This window comes from Streptomyces sp. NPDC026575, assembly GCF_055567415.1.
Window position 1 is genome coordinate 50,690 of record NZ_JBVHQM010000031.1, and the last position, 17,897, is coordinate 68,586.

General features: G+C 74.6%; 10 protein-coding genes. 2 read left to right on the top strand and 8 right to left on the bottom strand.

The window, feature by feature from the left end; genetic code table 11:
• Positions 1–70: 70 nt before the first annotated feature.
• The gene (locus ACZ4NB_RS32310; RefSeq protein WP_467666594.1) at positions 71–955 is read right to left on the bottom strand and encodes a TIGR01777 family oxidoreductase; all 885 of its coding nucleotides are present in this window, start codon (positions 953–955) and stop codon (positions 71–73) included.
• 82 nt (positions 956–1,037) lie between these two features.
• Positions 1,038–1,556: a DUF4240 domain-containing protein gene (locus ACZ4NB_RS32315; RefSeq protein ID WP_467666595.1), complete on the bottom strand. Its 519-nt coding sequence runs from the start codon at positions 1,554–1,556 to the stop codon at positions 1,038–1,040.
• A 264-nt stretch (positions 1,557–1,820) separates the two neighbouring features.
• Between ACZ4NB_RS32315 and ACZ4NB_RS32320 the strand changes: the two genes are divergently transcribed.
• Together ACZ4NB_RS32320 and ACZ4NB_RS32325 are read left to right on the top strand one after the other, a co-directional pair.
• Positions 1,821–3,731, top strand: a complete 1,911-nt coding sequence (locus ACZ4NB_RS32320) for a hypothetical protein (RefSeq protein ID WP_467666596.1) — start codon at positions 1,821–1,823, stop codon at positions 3,729–3,731.
• A 134-nt stretch (positions 3,732–3,865) separates the two neighbouring features.
• On the top strand, positions 3,866–4,822 hold the full coding sequence (locus ACZ4NB_RS32325; RefSeq protein ID WP_467666597.1) for an SDR family oxidoreductase: 957 nt from the start codon (positions 3,866–3,868) through the stop codon (positions 4,820–4,822).
• Positions 4,823–4,853: 31 nt separating this feature from the next.
• On the opposite strand, the gene ACZ4NB_RS32330 is transcribed toward ACZ4NB_RS32325, so the two are convergent.
• The 6 genes from ACZ4NB_RS32330 to sucB form a co-directional block, all read right to left on the bottom strand.
• Complete coding sequence (locus tag ACZ4NB_RS32330; RefSeq protein ID WP_467666598.1) at positions 4,854–5,903, bottom strand: helix-turn-helix transcriptional regulator; 1,050 nt, start codon at positions 5,901–5,903, stop codon at positions 4,854–4,856.
• 191 nt (positions 5,904–6,094) lie between these two features.
• Positions 6,095–8,782 (bottom strand): pyruvate dehydrogenase (acetyl-transferring), homodimeric type, encoded by a 2,688-nt coding sequence (gene aceE / locus ACZ4NB_RS32335; protein WP_467666599.1) that lies wholly within the window; start codon positions 8,780–8,782, stop codon positions 6,095–6,097.
• A gap of 270 nt (positions 8,783–9,052) precedes the next feature.
• Complete coding sequence (locus ACZ4NB_RS32340) at positions 9,053–9,676, bottom strand: GntR family transcriptional regulator (protein WP_467666600.1); 624 nt, start codon at positions 9,674–9,676, stop codon at positions 9,053–9,055.
• 36 nt (positions 9,677–9,712) lie between these two features.
• Positions 9,713–14,602 carry a tetratricopeptide repeat protein gene (locus tag ACZ4NB_RS32345; RefSeq protein WP_467666601.1) on the bottom strand — a complete coding sequence of 1,630 codons (4,890 nt, stop codon included), beginning with the start codon at positions 14,600–14,602 and terminating at the stop codon, positions 9,713–9,715.
• Positions 14,595–16,007, bottom strand: a complete 1,413-nt coding sequence (locus ACZ4NB_RS32350) for an esterase/lipase family protein (RefSeq protein WP_467666602.1) — start codon at positions 16,005–16,007, stop codon at positions 14,595–14,597. Before ACZ4NB_RS32350 ends, ACZ4NB_RS32345 begins: the two co-directional genes overlap by 8 nt.
• 161 nt (positions 16,008–16,168) lie before the next feature.
• Positions 16,169–17,890: a 2-oxoglutarate dehydrogenase, E2 component, dihydrolipoamide succinyltransferase gene (gene sucB, locus ACZ4NB_RS32355; RefSeq protein WP_467666603.1), complete on the bottom strand. Its 1,722-nt coding sequence runs from the start codon at positions 17,888–17,890 to the stop codon at positions 16,169–16,171.
• Between the last annotated feature and the right edge of the window lie 7 nt (positions 17,891–17,897).

The window sequence follows — 17,897 nt, forward strand, 5'->3', positions numbered from 1 at the left end:
GGAGCGCCCTTGGCCACAGCCCCCGCGGGGCCCGGGCGTCTACCCCGCCTGGACGGTGCCGCGGCGGCCGTCAGGCGGCCCGGACCGCTTCCATGATGCGCGGATGGTCGAAGGCGAAGCCGGACTCCAGCAGCCGCCGCGGCACCACCCGCTGGCTGCCCAGCACATCCTCGGCGAAGTCCCCCAGGGCGATCCGCAGCACCGGCGCCGGGACCGTGAACAGCGTCGGCCGGTTCAGTACGCGGCCCATCACGGCGGTCACCTCGCGGTTGGTGACCGGTTCCGGGGCGGTGAGGTTGACCGGCCCGCTCAGCTCCTGGGTGTCGACGAGGTGGCGCAGCGCCCGGATGTGGTCGTGCAGGGAGATGAAGCTCCAGTACTGGCTGCCGTCGCCGAGCCGCCCGCCCAGGCCGAGCCGGAAGATCGGGAAGAGCCGGCCCCAGGCGCCGCCGGCACGGGCCACGACCAGGCCGGTGCGCGCGAAGACGGTGCGGATACCCGCGTCCTGCGCCGGCTTCGCGGCGTCCTCCCAGGCCACGCAGACCTCCGGCAGGAACCCCGCTCCGGCCGGTGCGCTCTCGTCGGTACGCCGGTCGCCGGTGTCGCCGTAGTAGCCGATCGCGCTGCCGCACACCAGGACCCGGGGCGGGGCGTCCATCGAGGCGAGCGCCTGGGCGAGGGTGCGGGTGCCCAGTACCCGGCTGTCGCGGATCTCCTGCTTGTACGCCGCCGTCCAGCGGTGGTCGCCGACCCCGGCGCCGGCGAGATGGACCACCGCCTCGCAGCCGGCCAGCCCGGCGGTGTCGACCTGCCCGCCCGCGGGGTTCCAGCGCACCTCGTCGGCGGCCGTGGGCTCGCGCCGTACGAGCCGGACGACGTCCTGGCCGTCCGAGCGCAGGGAGCGTACGAGCGCCGTGCCGATGAGCCCGGTCGAGCCGGTGATCGCGATCCGCATGGGGCCATACTGCCCGCAGTGCGCCGCCGGAGACGACATCTGCGGTCCGTCCGCCGTGCTGACGGGCCCGGCCCGACACCCTCTATGACTTGAAGCGGTCCCACAGCAGCGGGAAGCGCTCCGCCAGGCTCTGGTCGTCGTCGAAGTCGAGGTAGCCGCCGAGGGGTTCGCGGGGCGGCGGCGGGAGCGCCAGGTCCGGCATCACCCCGCCGGTCATCCGCTCGTACGCCTCGTCGGCCGCGTACCCCAGCTCCTCGGCGTCGCCGTCCACCGCCTCGTCGAAGTCGTCCAGCAGCTCGGCGAGCTGGTCCGGGTCGTGCAGCGCGCCCTCGAAGACCTCCCGGCCCTGGCCGATCAGCCAGCAGCGGAAGTAGTCGAAGGCGTCGTCGCTGGCGCCGCCGAGCAGGATCGAGGCCGCGGCCCACAGGTCCCAGGTGTACGCCCGGCTGTAGCGGGCCTCGAAGTGGCGGGCGAAGTCCACGACGGCATCCGGGTCGAACCCGAGCAGCCGATCGACCAGTGCGTCGGCCTGCTCCTCCGGGTCGCCCTCGGCGACCGCGCGGGAGTGGTCGATCAGCTCCCAGAACTCCGTCTCGTCCATCACCGCTCCAGCATCCGCCTTGACGCCGTGCCACGCATGCGGAGTCCCCCGGATGCGACGGTGTCGTTATCCGGACCGGTGACGGGCGGTGCGCCGAGCTGACGATCGGGCGGACCCGCGGGCGTCGGGACTGCTTCGTGCCCTGTATGGGCGATTCGTCGTGTGACCGTCCCAAGAATCACTCGTTGGAAGGCGTGCAACGACCAAACGACGGCATAGACGGCAAATCCGCCACTTCGCGAAGGGCTGTTTCACGCCATGCCCATGGACGAACGCACCCGGGCCGACGTCGAACGGGCCGAGGCGGCCATCGTCGAGCACTACCCACGGCTGGTCCGCCTCGCCTACCTCGTGCTGCCCCCGTCGATGGGCCGCCACCGCCGGGTCCTGACCGCCCACGGGCTGGTCCAGCGGGCCCTGCCGCGGGCCGGCCGCCGCCGCCCGGCCCGCGGGCTGCCGGCCCAGCGCGGCCCGGCGCCCGAGTCCGGCTACGACCTCGTACGGCTGCGGATCCTGCGGCTGGCCCTGGCGCACGAGGGACGGCCCGGCCGGGGGCTGCCGGCCGTGCCCGTCGTCTGGGGGCTGCGGCTCTTCCCGCGGGCCGGCGGCGCCGATGAACTCGCCCTGGACCAGGCGCTGTCCGCCGTCCCGGCGCCGGTGCGGGCCGCCGTCGGACTGGGGCACCTGGAGGGCCTGGACGAGGACGCGGCGCGCGCCGTACTGGAGCGGGCCGGGGTCGAGGACGCGGAGGCGGCGCAGCGGGCGGCCGGGCTGCTGGAGCGGGAGACCGGGGCCGATGCCGCCGCCCTGCTGAACTCCGGGGAGTTCGACCCGTGCACGGTGCAGACCCGGCCGACGGACCTGCTGCGCCGCCGCCAGCGGGTGCGGGCCTCGCTCGCGCTGGCGGCCGCGCTGGTGCTCGGGGCGGGCGTGGCGGCGGCGGTGCCGACCGGCGGCGACCCCGCCGGCCGTGCGCCGACCGAGGCCGAGCAGGCGCTGGACCCGGCCCGGCTGCTGCGCACCCCCAACGAGCAGTGGTCCGGCACCTCCCGGGTGGACTTCACCGCCTGGCCCGCCCGCGGCCGGGAGACCGGCGACAAGGAGCTGCTGGCGCGGGCGCTGCGGGTCTGGGCGGCGCCGCCCGAGGACGCCCGGATCACGGCGACCGCCGGCACCTCCACCCGCCCGCCCGGCCGTCCCCCGCAGCTGCTCTACGCGGGCCTGATCGACAACGTCATGGTCGTGGTCCTCCACGACGGCGAGCGCCTGGTCCGCTACGCCGAACCCGAAGACGCCACCCCCACCCTGCACTTCGCGCGCGTCGACGGCGCGGATCCGACCACCAGCGCCGGGCTGGTGATCGGCCGCGGCAACGGCTGGATGCGCTATCTGCTCGCGCCCTGGATCTCCGATGTCGCCGTCCGCGACCTGCTGGTGCCGGGAGCCCCGCCGCACGGGCTGCATGTCGCCCCGGACGGCGTCACCGACCGGATCGCCACGCCGCCCGGTGCGGGCGCCGGCTGCGGACGCTGGCCGGTGGCGCAGTTCCGCGCCTCGACGCGGCTCGGAGCGGCCCTGCCGGCCTTCCTCCTCGCCGACCTCGACGATCTGGTGCCCGTCCATCTGACGTATACGCCGCCGCCTCCCGCGGACGGGCGGAGCGCCGCCGGCGGGCCGCGCGAGGCGACCGACCCGCAGGCGCTGCAGAACTGGGCCCGTACGGCCTGCCGGCTGGGCTCCCTGCGCGGCGCCGGTGTGCGCTCCGTCGGCAACTGGGCGTTCGCCGAGCAGCCGCTCCCCGAGGGCGGCGGCAGGGCGACCTGGGTCTGCACCCGCGCCGACACCTGGCGCGGCCCCGGCTCCGTGGCCGTCGCGTTCCTGCCGCCCGCCGCCCGTCCCGCCGACCCGGGGCGGATCGCCGGACGCGCCGTCGACACCGCGGACTGCAGCCGCTTCGGGCCGCATGTCGTCGCGGACGTCCACTGGCAGGCGAAGTCGGGGAAGTGGTACCTGCTCGCGGCCGGCAGCCGGGAGGTGGTCGGCCTCGACGCCACGGGCGGCGTACGGGCCGGCGGCAAGGCCGGCACGCTCGCCGCACCGGCGGGGCGGGACGCGGCGGCCGAGGTCGTCGGGCGGCTGCGGGACGGGCGGAGCGTGCGGGCGCTACGCCCTTAGGGGGCTCGCGGACGGCACGGCGTGCCGGGCTCTGAATCCCGACAGTAGGTGTCGGGATTCGCTGTCAGGGTCGCGCTGTACGGCGGCGATACGGAGCCGTCGGCATCCGGTGTCCGACTGCGAGGAGCGAGAACGTGACGGGCCATGAGGAACGAGCGGGGCGTGCGGACCGGCCGGTGGCGGCGGATCTGACCGGCCGGGTGGCGCTGGTCGCCGGGGCGACCCGCGGCGCGGGCCGGGCGATGGCGGTGGAGCTGGGCCGGGCCGGTGCCCTGGTGTACGTGACCGGGCGGACGACCCGGGAGCGGGTCAGCGAGGTCGGCCGCGCCACGGAGACGATCGAGCAGACCGCCGAGCTGGTGACAGCGGCCGGAGGCACCGGGATCGCGGTACCGACCGACCATCTTCGGCCGGCGCAGGTCGAGGCGCTGGCGACGCGCATCGGCCGGGAGCAGGGACGGCTGGATGTGCTGGTCAACAGCCTGTGGGGCGGCGACCGGCTGATCGAGTTCCACACCAAGGTGTGGGACCTCGATCTGGACAAGGGCCTGCGGATGTTCCGCCTCGGCATCGACGCCCACGTCATCACCAGCCACTACGCGCTGCCGCTGCTGATCGGGCGGCCCGGCGGGCTGGTCGTCGAGATCACCGACGGCACCGAGGACTTCAACCGCACCTACCGCGACAACCTCTGCTTCGACCTCACCAAGAGCGCCCCGCACCGGATCGCCTTCGGCCTCGCCGCCGAGCTGAAGGAGTACGGCGGGACGGCGGTCTCGCTCACCCCCGGCTTCCTGCGGTCCGAGGAGATGCTGGACCACTTCGGGGTGACGGAGGAGACCTGGCGCGACGCGGTCGCCCAGGAGCAGCACTTCGCCATCGCCGAGTCGCCGGCGCTGATCGCCCGCGGTGTACGGGCGCTGGCCGGCGACCCGGACAAGCAGCGCTGGAGCGGTAAGTCGCTCTCCAGCGGCCAGCTGGCGAAGGAGTACGACTTCACCGACACGGACGGCTCCCGGCCGGACTGCTTCGGCTACTTCGAGGACGTGGTCTTCGGCGGGAAGGACCGCAGCGCGGCGGACTACCGCTAGGGCCTGTCCGATGGGTCGGGTCCGGTCCGCCCTAGGCGGTACCCCCGCCGGGCTCCGTACGCTGCTGTCCGCCCGGCTCCGGGTACAGGGCCGCTGTCCGGCGGGCGGCCGCCGCGAAGCGCTGGCGCAGCTCGGCGGGCGCCAGTACCTCGCCCTCCGGGCCGAGCGCCAGCAGCTGGGCGTAGGCGATCTCGGCGGACTCCACGGGCAGGGTGACGGTCAGCCGCCCCTGCGGATCGGGGCCGCCGGCCGCCCGCGCCGCCTCGATCGCCTCGCGGGCCGCCGCGCGTTCGGTGACGTACGGCAGCTGCCGCACCCCGTGCGCGGAGAGCCGCAGCACCACCTCCTCGCGCAGGATCGAGCGCGCGAACTGCGCGGCCCGCTCCGCCCAGAACGCGGGGAGGTCGAAGGAGGGGTCGCGGGTGAACCGGGCCGCGCCGCCGCCGTTGCCCTCGGCGCCCCCGACGGCGCCTTCGACGGCCGTGAACCGGTCCACCCGATACACCCTGAAGTCCCCCTGGGACCGGGCCGCCAGATACCACACCCCCGCCTTCAGCACGAGGCCGTACGGCTCCAACTCCCGCTCCACCTCGGTGTCCTTGCGGAGGTAGCGGGCGCGGATGCGGCGGTCGTCCCAGACCGCGTCGGCGATCGCGGGCAGCAGGGCGGGGGGCTCGGGCTCCTGATACCAGGCGGGCGCGTCGAGGTGGAAGCGCTGGGCGGCGCCCGTCGCGGCGTCCCGCAGCTCGGGCAGCAGCGCGGCGGAGACCTTCAGCCGGGCGGCGGACGCGGCGTCCGCGAGGCCCATCTCCCGCAGGGCGGAGGGCACGCCGGACAGGAAGAGGGCCTCCGCCTCGCTGCGGCCCAGGCCCGTGAGGCGGGTGCGGTAGCCGCCTATGAGGCGGTAGCCGCCGGCCCGGCCCCGGTCCGCGTAGACGGGCACCCCGGCCTCGGACAGGGAGAGGACATCGCGCACGACCGTGCGCTCGGAGACCTCCAGCTCCCGCGCCAGCTCCGCGCCCGTCATCGACGGCCGCGCCTGGAGCAGCAGCACCATCTTGATCAGCCGTGCGGCTCGCATGCCCCCCATGATGCCGGGGGGGCACCGACAACGCCGGACGGGGAGGCGGCACGGGGACGGAGGAAGGCCCGGCCGAAGTCAGGGCGTGACCGGCCGGGCCAGTGGAATCCCGTGCGGAGGCTCCGGGCGCGGGAAGGTCGCCTCCGCACGGGAGATCGGGGGGTGTCCCTCCGGGTCTTCGGGACCCGTGGCTAGAACCCGTAGCGCTCCCGGGCCTCCTTGACCGCGGAGGCCGGTACCTCGCCGCGGCGGGCGAGCTGGGCCAGTGCGGCGATCACGATCGACTCGGCGTCGACGCCGAAGTGGCGGCGGGCCGCGTCACGGGTGTCGGACAGACCGAAGCCGTCCGCGCCGAGCGAGAGGTAGTCCTGCTCGACCCACTGCGCGATCTGGTCCGGGACCTGGCGCATGTAGTCGCTGACGGCCAGCACCGGGCCCTCGGCGCCGCCGAGCGCCTCGCGGACGTACGGCGTGCGCTCCTCGCCGCGCAGCGTGGCCGCGTCGGCCTCCATCGCGTCGCGCCGCAGCTCCGTCCAGGAGGTCGCGGACCACACGTCGGCGGCCACGCCCCACTCCTCGGCGAGCATCCGCTGGGCCGCCAGCGCCCAGTGGATGGCCGTGCCGGAGGACAGCAGCTGGATCGCCGGGGCGCCGGCGGGCGCGGTGAGGCCCGCGGAGGCCGCGGTGTTGAAGCGGTACAGGCCGCGGACGATGCCCTCGTCGACGCCCTCGGGCTTGGCCGGCTGGGGCATCGGCTCGTTGTAGACGGTCAGGTAGTAGAAGACGTTCGAGTCCTCGCCGGGGGCGCTCTCCCCGTACATCCTCCGCAGACCGTCCTTGACGATCGCCGCGACCTCGTACGCGAACGCCGGGTCGTAGGTCAGCGCCGCCGGGTTCGTCGCCGCGATCATCGGCGAGTGGCCGTCCGCGTGCTGCAGGCCCTCGCCGGTCAGCGTCGTACGGCCGGCCGTGGCGCCGACGAGGAAGCCCTTGCCGAGCTGGTCGCCGAGCTGCCACATCTGGTCGGCGGTGCGCTGCCAGCCGAACATCGAGTAGAAGATGTAGAAGGGGATCATCGTCTCGCCGTGCGTGGCGTACGCGGTGGCGGCGGCGATGAAGTCCGCCATCGAACCGGCCTCGGTGATGCCCTCGTTGAGGATCTGGCCGTCCTTGGCTTCCTTGTAGTACATCAGCTGGTCGCGGTCGACCGGCTCGTACGTCTGGCCCTTGGGGGAGTAGATGCCCAGGGACGGGAAGAGCGACTCCATGCCGAAGGTGCGCGCCTCGTCGGGGACGATCGGCACCCAGCGCCGGCCGGTCTCCTTGTCGCGGATGAGGTCCTTGACCAGGCGGACGAAGGCCATGGTGGTGGCCACGGACTGGTTGCCGGAGCCCTTGTCGAAGGCGGCGAACGCCTTGTCGGCGGGGGCCGGCAGCGGCGCGAGGGGGTGGACGCGGCGGGCCGGGGCCGGGCCGCCGAGCGCCGCGCGGCGCTCCTGGAGATAGCGGACCTCGGGGGAGTCGGCGCCGGGGTGGCCGTAGGGCACCTGGCCGTCGGTGAAGTCGCCGTCGGAGATGGGGAGTTCGAGCAGGTCGCGCATGACCTTGAACTCGTCCACGGTCAGCTTCTTCATCTGGTGGTTGGCGTTCTTGGACTCGAAGCCCTTGCCGAGGGTGAAGCCCTTGACCGTCTGCGCGAGGATCACGGTCGGGGCGCCCTTGTGCTCCACGGCGGCCCGGTACGCCGCGTACACCTTGCGTGCCTCGTGGCCGCCGCGCGAGAAGTGGAAGCACTCCAGGATCTTGTCGTCGCCGAGCAGCTTGGCCATCTCGGCGAGGGCGGGCTCGGCGCCGAAGAAGTGGTCGCGTATGTAGGCCGCGTCGCGGGTCGCGTAGGTCTGGAACTGGGCGTCGGGCACCTCGCGCAGACGGCGGGCCAGCGCGCCGGTGGCGTCGAGCCGGAAGAGCTCGTCCCAGGCGGTGCCCCACAGGGTCTTGACGACGTTCCAGCCGGCGCCGCGGAACTGGGCCTCCAGCTCCTGCACGATCTTGAAGTTGGCGCGGACCGGGCCGTCCAGGCGCTGCAGGTTGCAGTTGATGACGAAGGTGAGGTTGTCCAGGCCCTCGCGGCTCGCCAGGGCGAGTGCCGCCGTCGACTCGGGCTCGTCCATCTCGCCGTCGCCCAGGAACGCCCAGACGTGGGAGTCGGAGACGTCCTTGATGCCGCGGTTGGTCAGGTAGCGGTTGAAGCGCGCCTGGTAGATGGCGGAGAGCGGGCCCAGACCCATGGAGACGGTCGGGAACTCCCACAGCCAGGGCAGCCGCCGCGGGTGGGGGTAGGACGGGATGCCCTTGCCGCCGGCCTCGCGGCGGAAGTTGTCGAGGTGCTCCTCGGTGAGGCGGCCGTCGAGGAAGGCGCGGGCGTAGATGCCGGGCGCGGCGTGGCCCTGGATGTAGAGCTGGTCGCCGCTTCCGTCGCCTTCCTTGCCGCGGAAGAAGTGGTTGAAGCCGGTCTCGTAGAGCCAGGCCGCGGAGGCGAAGGTGGCGATGTGGCCGCCGACTCCGTACTTGGAGCCGCGGGAGACCATCGCGGCCGCGTTCCAGCGGTTCCAGGCGGCGATCCGGGCTTCCATCGCCTCGTCACCCGGAACGGCGGGTTCGGCGGCGGTGGGGATGGTGTTGAGGTAGTCGCTCTCCAGGAGCTGGGGCAGGGCCAGCCCCGAGTTCTCCAGGGTGCGGCGCATCAGATAGGCGGCGCGGTGCGGACCGGCCGCCTCGGTGACGGCGTCCAGGGACTCGCGCCACTCGGCCGTCTCTTCGGGGTCACGGTCCGTGAACTGGTCGAGCTGGCTGTACGGCAGGCGCACGGTTTCGGGCATGGGTGGCCCCTTTCCGGACGGGAGGCTCGGGGGTGTCGTCGAGTCCGGCCGCGCCCCGGGGGCGTACGGCGGGATCTCGACGACACCGATGTGCGAGTTCGGCAGTTTCGGCAGGCAGGGTGTCGCGCCCCAGCGCCTGACGATACGCCCCTGATCGATGATCGATCAACGCTCACCGAGTGAATCGCCGCAGGTCGGCACGGGGTGCCTCATTTCGGGGCACGCCGTGCCAGTAACGAAAGGGGGCCGTGGGACCCGGTACGAAGGCCCTCAGACCCTCGGAGCGCAGCTCAGCACATGGCTCTTGAGCAGGGTCCCGATCTTGGGGTCGCGCCGTCGGAAGGCGTCCACGATCTCCTGGTGGTCCTGCGCGTGGGAGCGCGGCTCGGGGCTGAACCAGCGGATCGACAGCGTCGTCCAGACCTCGATGCCCAGTGACTCCCAGGTGTGCAGCAGTACGGCGTTGCCGGCCGCCCGGATGATCTCCCGGTGGAAGGCCACCGTGTGCCGCACCTGCGCCTCGCCGTCACCGGCCCGGTCCGCCTCGCGCAGCGCCGCCACCTCCCGCTCCAGCGCCGCGGTGTCCTCGGCCAGCCGCCCGGCCGCCAGCTCCGCGGCCACCTGCTCCAGCCCGGCCCGCACCGGGTAGCTCTCCTTGAGGTCGTCCGCGGTCAGATTCCGCACCCGTACGCCCTTGTTCGGCGCCGACTCGATCAGCTGCAGCGACTCCAGCTCCCGCAGCGCCTCCCGGACGGGCGTCTGGCTGACCTCCAGCTCCACCGCGATCCGCCGCTCGACGATCCGCTCCCCCGGCTGCCAGCGGCCGCTGACGATCCCCTCCAGGATGTGCTCGCGGATCTGCTCGCGCAGCGAATGGACGACGGGCGGGGTCATGACGTGCTCCTTCAAGGGCCGAGCGGTCGGACGTCATTATCCAGGGTCACGCGCGAGGACCGACGTGAGCAGACCGCGCAGCGGGACCGCGTGGCCGGGCCGGTGCGTCATGATCTCGGCGATGTCCTCGATCGCGCGGTCCCTGGCGGCCTCGCCCGGAGCGGCGGGGAGCGCCTCGGCGGGCGCCGCCGCCCCGGCGAGGATCTCCGCGAGGGCGAGGTGGACCCGTGCCGTGTAGGGATCCTTCAGGAAGGCCCCTTCGAGGGCGGCGCAGTGCCGGAGGGTCGCGGTGTCGCCCGTGGCACCGGCCTGCCGGGCCCGCCGCGCGAGGGCCGGCGGCTGCTCCAGGTACCGCTGTGCGGCCTCGACGCCGTCGTGCCGGGCGAGGTGCAGCACGGCGTCGTGGACCTCGGTGCGGGGCTGGTCGAGAACCCAGGCGCCCAGGCGGTCGGAGAGCACCAGCGGCAGGAACGCGGCGTCCGCGCCGGCCACGGGAATCCGCCGCAGCAGGCGCAGCAGGTGTCCGGCGTCCGGCTCGGCGCCCTCGATCATCGCCACCTCCGCCATGGCGGCGGTGGCCTCCGGGGTCGCCAGGCGCTCCCGGTGCTCCTCCCAGAAGCGGCGGGCCGCCGCCCAGTCGGGGCAGCCGAGCCAGTCGTAGGCGAGCGAGAAGGCCCAGGACGGCAGGGCCAGCCAGGCCGGCGGGGCGGTCCCCGTGGCGTCGACCCAGGCGGTGCGGACCCGGTCGTGGTCGTCGTCCGGTGGGCTGCGCAGGGAATCCCGTGCGTCGAAGGTGACCTCGTCGCGCACCTCGGGGGCCTCGGTCAGGAACCGGATCAGCGCGTCGGTCCCGGGGCCGGGGTCCTCCTCGTACAGCAGGAGCATCGTGCGCTCGTACCGCAGCCGGCGGACGACGGCCGGGTACTCCGAGAGCACGTCGAGGGCGCTGTCGTAGGAGGGCCGGACGGCGGCGATCCGATCGATCAGGGACAGGTGGTCGGCCAGCTCGGACAGGGCGGTCAGTACCTCGTCGAGGTGGCGGGCGGGGGAGCGGCGGGCGAGTGCGAGAAAGCCGTCGACGGCCTCCTGGGCCGAGGCCGCCGCGGCCGCGGGGTCCTCGGCCTCGGCCTGGCAGTGGGCCAGATTCAGCAGGGAGCCGGCGACGGAACGGCTGCGGGCGGGGGAGCCGTCGCGGCCCAGCGCGCGGTAGGTGTCGACGGCCTCCTGGGCGGCGGCCAGCGCCTCCCGGACGTGGTGGCACCTCGACTCGGCCCGGGCGAGCGCACTGAGCGCGTGGCCCAGGGACAGCCGGTTGGCCGTGGAGTGCGGCCCGCACAGCGGACGCAGCAGGGCCACCGCCTCCCGGGCCGGGCCCAGGGCGCTCGGCCGGTCCGCCGACCGGGCCAGCCGATTCGCGTGCTGCCGCAGGGAGTCGGCGAGCGCGGGGACATGGGCGGCCGGGTCGGCCTCGGCGAGCCGGCGGCGGATGGCGAGCGCCTCCGTTGCCGCTTCACGGACCGCCTCCGCGTCACCGCAGGCCGCCGCGCACTCCGCGAGGGATTCGAGCGCGCCCGCGAGGGAGGACAGGTGCGGCGGCAGCGGCGCGGGCCGGGCGAGTGCCCGCCGCAGCTCCACCGCCTCGCGGGCCGGCGGCAGCGCCGTCGCGGTCTCCCCGTGCTCGGCCAGCCGGAGAGCGAGCGTCTCGCAGCAGGTGGCCAGCTCGTGCCGGTGGCTGCCGGGGCTCTCCTCCTCCAGGGCGCGGTAGAGATCGGTGGCGGTCCGGCAGGCCGCGCGCGCGGCGTCGTCGTGCCGGACCGCGGCCAGCCGGAGGGAGAGCTGGTGCAGCGCGGAGGCCAGTTCGGGCAGGTGGGCCTCGCGGTGTGCGTTCACCAGTTCTCGGCAGATCTCCGTGGAGCGGTGCGCGAGGGCCAGCGCCTCCTCGTCACGGCCGCAGTCGGCGGCACGGTCGCTGAGGTTGCCGAGCGCGGCCGCGTACCGGGGGAGGTGCTCGACGGCATCGGTCCCGGCCAGTTCGCGGGCGATCCCGGCCGCCTCGTCCGCCGCCGAGAGGGCCGCTTCCGGCTCCCCCGCGCGACTGAGGCACAGGGACAGGTTGTGCAGGCAGGCGGCGAGCCCGGGGAGCGCGGTGGCACGGTCCTTCTCGGCGAGTGCGCGATGGGCTTCGGTGGCCGCCACCGCCGGTCGCAGCGCGGCCTGGTAGGCGCCGGTCCGGGCGAGGGAGGTGGCGAGGGTGTTGAGGAACATCGCGTATCCGTCGAGGTAGACCGCCGGATCGGCCTCGGCGAAGGGCCGGCTGAGCTCCACCGCCTCCGCGGCCGCGGCCAGCGCGGAGGCGAGTTCACCGGCCTCGACGAGCCGGTGGGCGAGGAGGTGCAGCGAGTCCGCCAGGTCGGGGAGGTAGGCGGCACCGCCGGTGGTGGACAGCTCCCGGTAGGCCGCGGTGGCCTCGTGCGCCGCCGCCAGCGCGCCCTCGCGGTCCCCGGAGTCCCTGAGGCAGCGCACGAGAAGGTGCAGGGACCCGGCGAGGCCGGGCAGGAAGTCGGCGCCGCTCGTCCTGACGAGTTCCCGATAGGCGTCGGCGGCCTCCCGCGCCGCCGCCAGCGCGCCCTCCCGGTCCCCGGTGAGCGAACGGCACCGGGCGAGCTGCAGCAGCGAGCCGGCGAAGAACAGCCGGTGGGCCTCCGGGGCGGCGGGCATCAGCGATCTGCGGATGGCGACGGCCTCTTCGGCCGGGGCGAGGGCGGCGCGGGGACCGTCCGAGGCGGTCACGATCAGCGCGTGGTCGTTGAGCGCGACCGAGAGGGCGGGAAGGAAGGTCGGCGCGTCGAGCGGGACCAGGTCCCGCAGCAGGGCGATGCCCGGGTCGCCCGCCATCAGTACATGGCTGGGCAGTGCGTAGAACAGGTAGGGCGGCATCCGGTCCTTGGGGACGCCCCGCTCGTAACCGTCCCGCAGCCGCGCGACCATCGCCCGGCAGATCGCCTCCCCGCCGTCCGTCCCCCGCGGCGAGGCGTACTTCAGATGGTTCACCAGCTCGCGGTGGTAGAGGCGGTAGACGGCCCGCAGGCCGTCGGTGTCCTCCACGATGTACCGGCCGTAGGCGTTGAGGACCCAGTCCAGATCGGCCGCTCGGTAGGGCCGGCCGTCGCGGCTGCAGGCCGACGCGGCCAGCTCCCAGACGCCCCCGGCGGGCATGCCGTTGTCGGCGCTCCAGGCGAGCGCGGTGAGCAACTCGCGGGCCGCGGCGGGGCGTTGTGCGGGGTGTGGCGGTCCGTTGTCCAGGTCCTCCTCGAAGGCCGCCGCGATCGAGGCGGGGACCGCCGTCTGCCACGCCTCCTCGCCGTGCTCGTGCCATCTGCGGATCAGCGAGGTGGTGACCAGGCGCGCGAAGAGGAAGCCGCCGGCGCTCGCCACGGCCCGCTCGGCCAGCCGCGGGGCCACTTCCTGGACGCGGTGGTCGGCGATGCCCTCCGACCGCAGCCGCAGCCCGACATACGCCGCCACGTCCTCGGCGGTGTCCGGCTCCTCGTCGAGATCGACCAGTTCCGTGGTGCCGACGAACCGGGTGAGCGCGTCGTCCAGCGTGGTCCGGTGGGCGCCGTGCGGACGAAACGGCCGGTCGCGGGAGCCCAGCAGCACCGACGCCACCCGGCTCAGCGGTGCCAGCAGCTGCTCGACGATGGCTTCGGACTGTTCGGGGGCGGCCTCGTCCAGCCCGTCCAGGACGATCAGCGGCGGCCGCTCCCCGGCGGCGTCGGGGTCCTCCAGCTCCTTGATCAGCGCCGACGGGGTCCGCGGCACCGGCAGGCCCAGCTGGTCCGCGAGGGCCGCCGCGATCTGCCGGGCGCCGAGCCCGCGCAGATGCAGCGCCGCGTCGACGCTGCCCGCACCGGGGTCGGGGAGGTCGCCCAGCGCCCCGTGCGCGAGCGTGGCGGCGCGCTGCCGGGGGTCGGCGAGGGTGGCGATCCGGCCGAGCACCGCCGACTTGCCGGACCCGGCGCTGCCGGTCACCTGGAACAGGCCGGGCCGGGCCGCCCGCATCCACGACACGATGGCCTCCAGCACCCGGCGGCGCCCCGTGAAGAACCAGCCCTCCTCCGCGCCGGACGCCCCGCGCGCGGCCAGGACCAGATGCTCCACCAGGTCCTCGCCGGCCTCCCGGCGCCACCGGGGATTGCGGAAGATCGGCCGTGCGCCGCCCGAGCTGACGAACACCGGCCGCTGGCTGTCCCGCGGCCACTGCGCCAGCACGGCCTCGACCACCGTCGCCCCGGTCACCCCTCGGTTGCGGACGCTCCACTCGTGCCGGTAGGCGGACCCGCCGGGCCCTTCGCGCAGCACCCGGGCGAGGGTGTCCAGCAGTACCCCCCGGCCGTGCGCCCGTTCCTCGGGCTGGCAGCTCGCCACCACCCCGAGCCAGGCGGACCGGCCCTCCGGCCACGTCCGTTCGGCCCAGGTCCGCAGGGCCTTGTGCAGCGCGGGCAGCACCCCGGCACCCGAGTGGCAGGTGTCGACCACCAGCAGGATCTGGTCGGCGCCGCACCGCAGGGCCGCCGACGCCAGCAGCTCGGTGGAGTAGGTCTCCTCCTCGTCGCCGATATCCGCGGTGTCGCGGGTGATCAGCCGCAACGCGCTGTGGGACAGCTCGGCGTGCCCGGACCACAGCACCACCGCGGGCCCGTGGCGGCCCTCCTCGCGCCACCGCCCCGACCAGGACCGCACCGCGTCGCGCACCTCGTCCCGCCCGGGGTCCGCCACGAGCCGGGGAGCGTAGCCGTACTCCTGGAGGAGGGCGCACAGCTCGCTCATCTGCCGCCGCGCGCCCGGAAGTTGGGGGAAGGCCGGGCGGTCGTAGGACTCGACGGCGATGCCCAGCGCGGTGCCCTGGACGCCGTGCTCACCCATCGCCCTCGCCCACCAGCAGCAGCGCCGTCACGGACGCGTCCGGGCGGCCGGCCACGCCCACCGCCACGCGGTAGGGACCGGGGGCCGGGGCGGGGAAGGAGGTCGCGTAGCGGCCGCCGCCGCGATTGCCGAGGGTGTGCCGCAGCGGGCGCCCCGACTCCACGGGATGGAGCGTCGCGCCGATCGCCAGCTCGTCGCCGCCCGGCACCTCGGGCGGCACCGTGACCGTGAGGTCGTACGGAGCGCCCGCCGGCAGCAGCTCCGGGGCGTGCACGCTCAAGGGCACCGGGTCGGGGAGCGGTGCCCGGTGGCAGGGGGGCTCGGCCGCGAGCCAGCCCCACAGGGCATCGCGTACGCCGCTCCCGTTCTGCAGCGAACCGTGCTGCTCACAGGGGGTGTAGCCGGTCGGCGTTCCGGGCGGTGCCGCCGAGAGCCGGGGCACCCGGCCGTCTCCGCCCTCGTCGAGGCCGTCGATGGTGTCCTGCGGCCGCAGCCGGTCACCGGCGATGTCGGCGGTGGTGGGCGTGGGCTGACGCACCCCCACGACCGGCAGGAGAGCGGCCGCGGTGCCGGAGCGGGCGGCCGCCGCCCGCCGGATCTCCGCGTGGAACGCGCCCGCGTCGTGCAGCAGCTTCTCGTCCACGCCCACCAGCCCCGTGGCCTCCCGCGGATAGCGCAGGCCGCCGGGCCGGACGAGGCAGGCGTAGTCGGGGGTGATCTGGTGCAGGGAGGGCAGGCTGCGGGCGAAGCCGGTCAGCTGGACCGCCCACGGTCCCCAGCCCGCGCGGAGCCCGTTGACCAGGTGGAGCAGCGCGCTGAGCGATCCGCGATGCGGTGTCCCGAGGGTGACCACCCGCCTGGTGACCTCGAAGCCACCGAGGCACTCGACGTAGTAGCGGGCCACCAGCCCGCCCATCGAGTGGCAGAGGAAGACCACTCGGGCCGCCCGGCGCTCCGGTGCCGAGTCGCGCCACCGCGCGAGCGCCCGCTCCACCCGCTCCTTGAGGCGCTCGGCGTTGTAGCGGCACGACAGGCGCCAGTCGTAGGCGAAGGCGAGGAGGTTCGCCGGAACGTCGTCCCCCTCGCCGGGGCGGCGACGGCGCAGTGTGAAGAGCCGTTCGAGCCAGTCCAGCAGCCCGGTGTAGCCGTCGACGACCGGGCCCACTCCGGGCAGCGCGTGCAGGGTGGGCATGACGCCGTGTGCGCGCACCCCGTCGCCGGGAGGGCCGTCCCCGAGGTCGGACGGGAGGGTGAGGGCCTTCACCGAGCGTCCGAAGGTGTGGATGGCCCGCCATACCGCGCCGCCGGACGGCCCCCACACTTCCCTGCCGTCGGCGTCCAGGAGCTGGCTGCCCAGGATGCCCGGCAGGACCACCACTAAGTCGTCGACTCGTTCGCGTGCCATCGGCTCCCCCCCCGGATCGCGGTGACGACACAGTAGCGGGCCGCGGCGGAACGACGGTGCCCCCGCCCGGAACTCCGGACGGGGGCACGCGCGTGGCCGATGAGCGAGCCTTACAGACCGATCTCGCTCTCGTTGAGATCCTCGGTCACCTGAGTGACTGCTCAGAGACCGATCTCGGTCTCGAACTCGGCGGCCTCCAGGATCTGCTTGACCGTGGTCAGGTAGCGGGCGGCGTCGGCGCCGTCCACCAGACGGTGGTCGTAGGAGAGCGCGAGGTAGGTCATGTCGCGCACCGCGATGGTCTCGCCGAGGTCCGGGTGGTTGATGACCACCGGGCGCTTGACGGTCGCACCGATGCCCAGGATGCCGACCTGGTTCGGGGGCACGATGACGGTGTCGAACAGGGCGCCGCGCGAACCGGTGTTGCTGATGGTGAAGGTCGCACCGGACAGCTCGTCCGGCGTGATCTTGTTCGCGCGGACCTTGCCCGCCAGGTCCGCCGTCTTGCGGGCGATACCGGCGATGTTGAGGTCACCGGCGTCCTTGATGACCGGGGTCATCAGGCCCTTCTCCGCGTCCACCGCGATACCGACGTTCTCGGTGTCGAAGTAGGTGATGGTGCCCTCGTCCTCGTTGATCCGGGCGTTGATGACCGGGTGGGCCTTCAGCGCCTGGACGGCGGCCTTGACGAAGAACGGCATCGGGGAGAGCTTGACACCCTCACGCTGCGCGAAGGCGTCCTTGGCCTTGTTGCGCATCCGCATGATCGAGGTGATGTCCACCTCGACCACGGAGGTCAGCTGCGCCTGGCCGTGCAGGGCCTTCATCATGTTGTCGCCGATGACCTTGCGCATCCGCGGCATCTTGACGGTCTGACCGCGCAGCGGGGAGACCTCCAGCGCGGGGGCCTTGGAGACCGCGGCAGGGGCGGCGGCCGGCGCGGCGGCCTTGGCGGCCTCGGCGGCGGCGATGACGTCCTGCTTGCGGATCCGGCCACCGACGCCGGTGCCCTTGACCGTGGCGAGGTTGACGCCGCTCTCCGCGGCGAGCTTGCGCACCAGCGGGGTGACGTACGCGCCCTCGCCCTCACCGGCGGCCGGAGCCGGGGTGACCGGGGCGGGAGCGGCAGCCGGGGCCGGAGCCGGCGCGGGGGCCGGAGCCGGAGCCGGAGCGGCGGCCGGGGCGGGCGCCGGAGCCGGGGCGGGAGCCGGCGCGGGCGCCGGGGCCGGAGCGGCGGCGGGAGCCGGAGCGGCCGGGGCGGGCGCGGCGGCCGGAGCGGCACCGGCGGCACCGATCACGGCGAGCCTGGCGCCGACCTCGGCGGTCTCGTCCTCGCCGACGACGATCTCCAGCAGGGTGCCGGAGACCGGGGCCGGGATCTCGGTGTCGACCTTGTCGGTCGAGACCTCCAGCAGCGGCTCGTCGGCCTGGACCTCCTCGCCGACCTCCTTCAGCCAGCGGGTGACGGTGCCCTCGGTGACGCTCTCGCCGAGCGCGGGGAGGACGACGTCGGTGCCCTCGGCACCGCCCGCGGGGGCGGCGGCGGGCGCCGGAGCGGCGGCCGGAGCCGGGGTGGGCTCGGGCTGCGGCTGGGCGGCGGGGGCCTCGGCGGCGGCGGGGGCCGGGGCCGCCGCCGGCGCACCGGTGCCGTCGTCGATGATGGCCAGCTCGGCGCCGACCTCGACCGTCTCGTCCTCGGCCACCTTGATGGAGGACAGGACACCGGCGGCCGGGGCCGGGATCTCGGTGTCGACCTTGTCCGTCGAGACCTCGAGCAGCGGCTCGTCGGCCTCGACGCGCTCACCCTCGGCCTTCAGCCAGCGGGTGACGGTGCCCTCGGTGACGCTCTCGCCGAGCGCCGGCAGGGTTACGGAAACCGCCATGGTTTCG